This window comes from Streptomyces turgidiscabies Car8 (genome assembly GCF_000331005.1).
Lineage (GTDB): Bacteria > Actinomycetota > Actinomycetes > Streptomycetales > Streptomycetaceae > Streptomyces > Streptomyces turgidiscabies.
In genome coordinates this window covers 1-3,591 of the sequence record NZ_AEJB01000519.1, presented here as the reverse complement: position 1 = coordinate 3,591, position 3,591 = coordinate 1, and the positions used below count along the sequence as shown (strand labels likewise).

The 3,591-nt window shown below is 68.3% G+C and carries 2 protein-coding genes; both read left to right on the top strand.

Features of this window, described 5'->3' with window-relative positions; all coding sequences use genetic code 11:
- Nucleotides 1-259 precede the first annotated feature (259 nt).
- A complete protein-coding gene (gene clpB / locus STRTUCAR8_RS37965) occupies nt 260-2,857 on the top strand; it encodes an ATP-dependent chaperone ClpB (RefSeq protein ID WP_006381638.1) in 2,598 nt (865 codons plus the stop codon).
- 140 nt (nt 2,858-2,997) lie between these two features.
- On the top strand, nt 2,998-3,537 hold the full coding sequence (locus STRTUCAR8_RS37960) for a YbjN domain-containing protein (RefSeq protein ID WP_006381639.1): 540 nt from the start codon (nt 2,998-3,000) through the stop codon (nt 3,535-3,537).
- Nucleotides 3,538-3,591: the final 54 nt, after the last annotated feature.

Here is a 3,591-nt window from a genome sequence, read left to right as displayed (position 1 = left end):
GGGAAATATCGGGATCTGGGTGCCGTTGAGGTGGGGGTGGCAACCACTCCAGCCCCGTCTGCTTGGCTGGAAGTAGCCGTAACTTTTCCGTGTCACTCGCTGTGTTCGCCGCCCGTCCGCCATTGAGGACGGGCGGTTTTTTTGGTGTGCCCGGCCGTTCTGGGTCGTCTCGGCCGCCCCGTTCCCACCTTGAGTGGAATAGACTCAACTTTACGTACGCTTGCTGTGTCAGTCACCATCTGGAAGGGAGACAGCGACCGTGGACGCCGAGCTGACCAACAGGAGCCGGGACGCGATCAACGCGGCCACCAGCAGGGCCGTGTCCGGGGGGCACCCGGACCTGACCCCCGCGCACCTGCTGCTGGCGCTGCTGAGCGGCGAGGACAACGAGAACGTGACCGACCTGCTGGTGGCGGCCGACGCCGACCAGGCGGCCGTACGCTCGGGTGCCGAGCGTGTCCTCGCGAGCCTGCCCAGCGTGACCGGGTCGACCGTCGCGCCCCCGCAGCCGAACAGGGAACTTCTTTCGGTCATCGCCGATGCGGCCGAACGGGCGAAGGAGCTCGGCGACGAGTACCTCTCCACCGAGCATCTCCTCATCGGCATCGCCGCGAAGGGCGGCCCCGCCGGGGACGTACTCTCCGAGCAGGGCGCCGGTGCGAAAAAGCTGCTGGACGCGTTCCAGAAGAGCAGGGGAGGGCGTCGCGTGACCACAGCCGACCCCGAGGGTCAGTACAAGGCCCTGGAGAAGTTCGGTACGGACTTCACGGCCGCCGCCCGGGAGGGCAAGCTCGACCCGGTCATCGGCCGTGACCAGGAGATCCGCCGGGTCGTGCAGGTGCTGTCGCGCCGTACGAAGAACAACCCGGTCCTCATCGGTGAGCCCGGCGTCGGCAAGACGGCCGTCGTCGAGGGCCTCGCCCAGCGCATCGTGAAGGGTGACGTACCGGAGTCCCTGAAGAACAAGCGCCTCGTCTCCCTGGACCTCGGCGCGATGGTCGCCGGGGCGAAGTACCGGGGTGAGTTCGAGGAGCGCCTGAAGACGGTGTTGGCGGAGATCAAGAACTCCGACGGCCAGATCATCACCTTCATCGACGAACTCCACACGGTCGTCGGAGCGGGCGCCGGCGGCGACTCCGCGATGGACGCCGGCAACATGCTGAAGCCGATGCTGGCCCGCGGTGAGCTGCGCATGGTCGGCGCGACGACCCTCGACGAGTACCGCGAGCGCATCGAGAAGGACCCGGCGCTGGAGCGCCGCTTCCAGCAGGTCCTGGTCGCGGAGCCGAGCGTCGAGGACACCATCGCGATCCTGCGCGGCCTCAAGGGCCGGTACGAGGCCCACCACAAGGTCGTCATCGCCGACAGCGCGCTGGTCGCGGCGGCGACACTCTCCGACCGCTACATCACCTCCCGTTTCCTCCCCGACAAGGCGATCGACCTGGTCGACGAGGCGGCGTCGAGGCTCCGGATGGAGATCGACAGCTCCCCCCTCGAAATCGACGAACTGCAGCGTGCCGTCGACCGGTTGAAGATGGAGGAACTCGCGCTGGAGAGGGAGACCGACCCGGCCTCGCGCGAGCGCCTGGAGCGGCTGCGCCGTGATCTCGCCGACAAGGAGGAGGAGTTGCGCGGCCTGACGGCCCGTTGGGAGAAGGAGAAGCAGTCCCTCAACCGGGTCGGCGAGCTGAAGGAGAAGCTCGACGAACTGCGCGGCCAGGCCGAACGGGCCCAGCGCGACGGCGACTTCGACTCCGCCTCCAAGCTCCTCTACGGCGAGATCCCCACCCTGGAAAGGGACTTGGAGGAAGCCTCCGAAGCCGAGGAGGAGGCCTCCAGGGACACCATGGTCAAGGAGGAGGTCGGCCCCGACGACATCGCGGACGTGGTCGGCGCCTGGACCGGCATTCCGGCCGGCCGTCTCCTGGAGGGCGAGACCCAGAAACTCCTGCGTATGGAGGAGGAGTTGGGCCGCCGGCTCATCGGCCAGTCGGAGGCCGTCCAGGCCGTCTCGGACGCCGTACGGCGGACCAGGGCCGGTATCGCGGACCCCGACCGTCCGACCGGCTCCTTCCTCTTCCTGGGCCCGACGGGTGTCGGCAAGACGGAGCTGGCGAAGGCGCTGGCCGACTTCCTCTTCGACGACGAGCGGGCCATGGTCCGCATCGACATGTCGGAGTACGGCGAGAAGCACAGCGTCGCCCGCCTCGTCGGAGCCCCGCCCGGCTACGTCGGCTACGAGGAGGGCGGCCAGCTCACCGAAGCGGTACGGCGCCGCCCGTACAGCGTGGTGCTCCTGGACGAGGTCGAGAAGGCCCACCCGGAGGTCTTCGACGTCCTCCTCCAGGTCCTCGACGACGGCCGCCTCACGGACGGCCAGGGCCGCACCGTCGACTTCCGCAACGCGATCCTGGTCCTGACGTCGAACCTGGGCAGCCAGTTCCTGGTGGAGCCGACGACGTCGGAGGAGGAGAAGAAGCAGCAGGTGCTGGAAGTGGTGCGGGCCTCCTTCAAGCCGGAGTTCCTGAACCGTCTGGACGACATGGTCGTCTTCTCCGCCCTGAACGGACAGGAACTGGAGCGCATCGCGGGCCTCCAGATCGACCGCCTCGCCAAGCGCCTGGCCGACCGGCGCCTCACCCTCGACGTCACCCCGGCCGCCCTGGCCTGGCTCGCCGACGAGGGCAACGACCCGGCGTACGGCGCTCGGCCCCTCCGCCGCCTCATCCAGACGGCGATCGGCGACCGCCTCGCCAAGGAGATCCTGGCGGGCGAGGTCAAGGACGGCGACACGGTCCGCGTGGACGCGTTCGGGGAGGGTCTGATCGTGGGCCCGGCGAGCGGCAAGACGCTGTAGCCGGACTGATTTCGGACGCTCCGGGCCGACGACCCATGGCGGCTGTTGCCGGTCGGGGGCGAAGCAAGAGAGGGTGGGGTGTGTAGGTCTGGTCTCAGCGATGGCCGGACGAGCCAGACGACAGCAGGAGTGTTCACGTAATGACCATCGACCCGTCCTCGATTCCCAACTTCGGGGGCCAGCCCGAGCCGCAGTCCGGTGGACCGGCGGGCCCTGTCGTTCCGGATCAGGACCTGGTGAAGCAGCTCCTCGAGCAGATGGAGCTGAAGTACGTCATCGACGACGAGGGTGACCTCGCCGCGCCGTGGGAGCAGTTCCGTACGTACTTCATGTTCCGCGGCGAGGGTGACCAGCAGGTCTTCTCGGTGCGGACGTTCTACGACCGGCCCCACCCGATCGAGGAGAAGCCCGCGCTTCTCGAGTCGATCGACGACTGGAACCGCCGGACCCTGTGGCCGAAGGTGTACAGCCACACGCACGACGACGGCACCGTCCGCCTGATCGGCGAGGCGCAGATGCTGATCGGTACGGGCGTCAGCCTGGAGCACTTCGTGTCGTCGACCGTGAGCTGGGTGCGGGCCGCGATCGAGTTCGACAAGTGGCTCGTCGAGCAGCTCGGCCTGGAGCCGGACGCCGAGGACGCTGATGACGCGGAGAAGCCTGAGGACGACGAAGCGTAGTCATGGTCGTACGCGGCCCTGTATGCGGCCCATACGCGGCCTCGTGCGCGGACC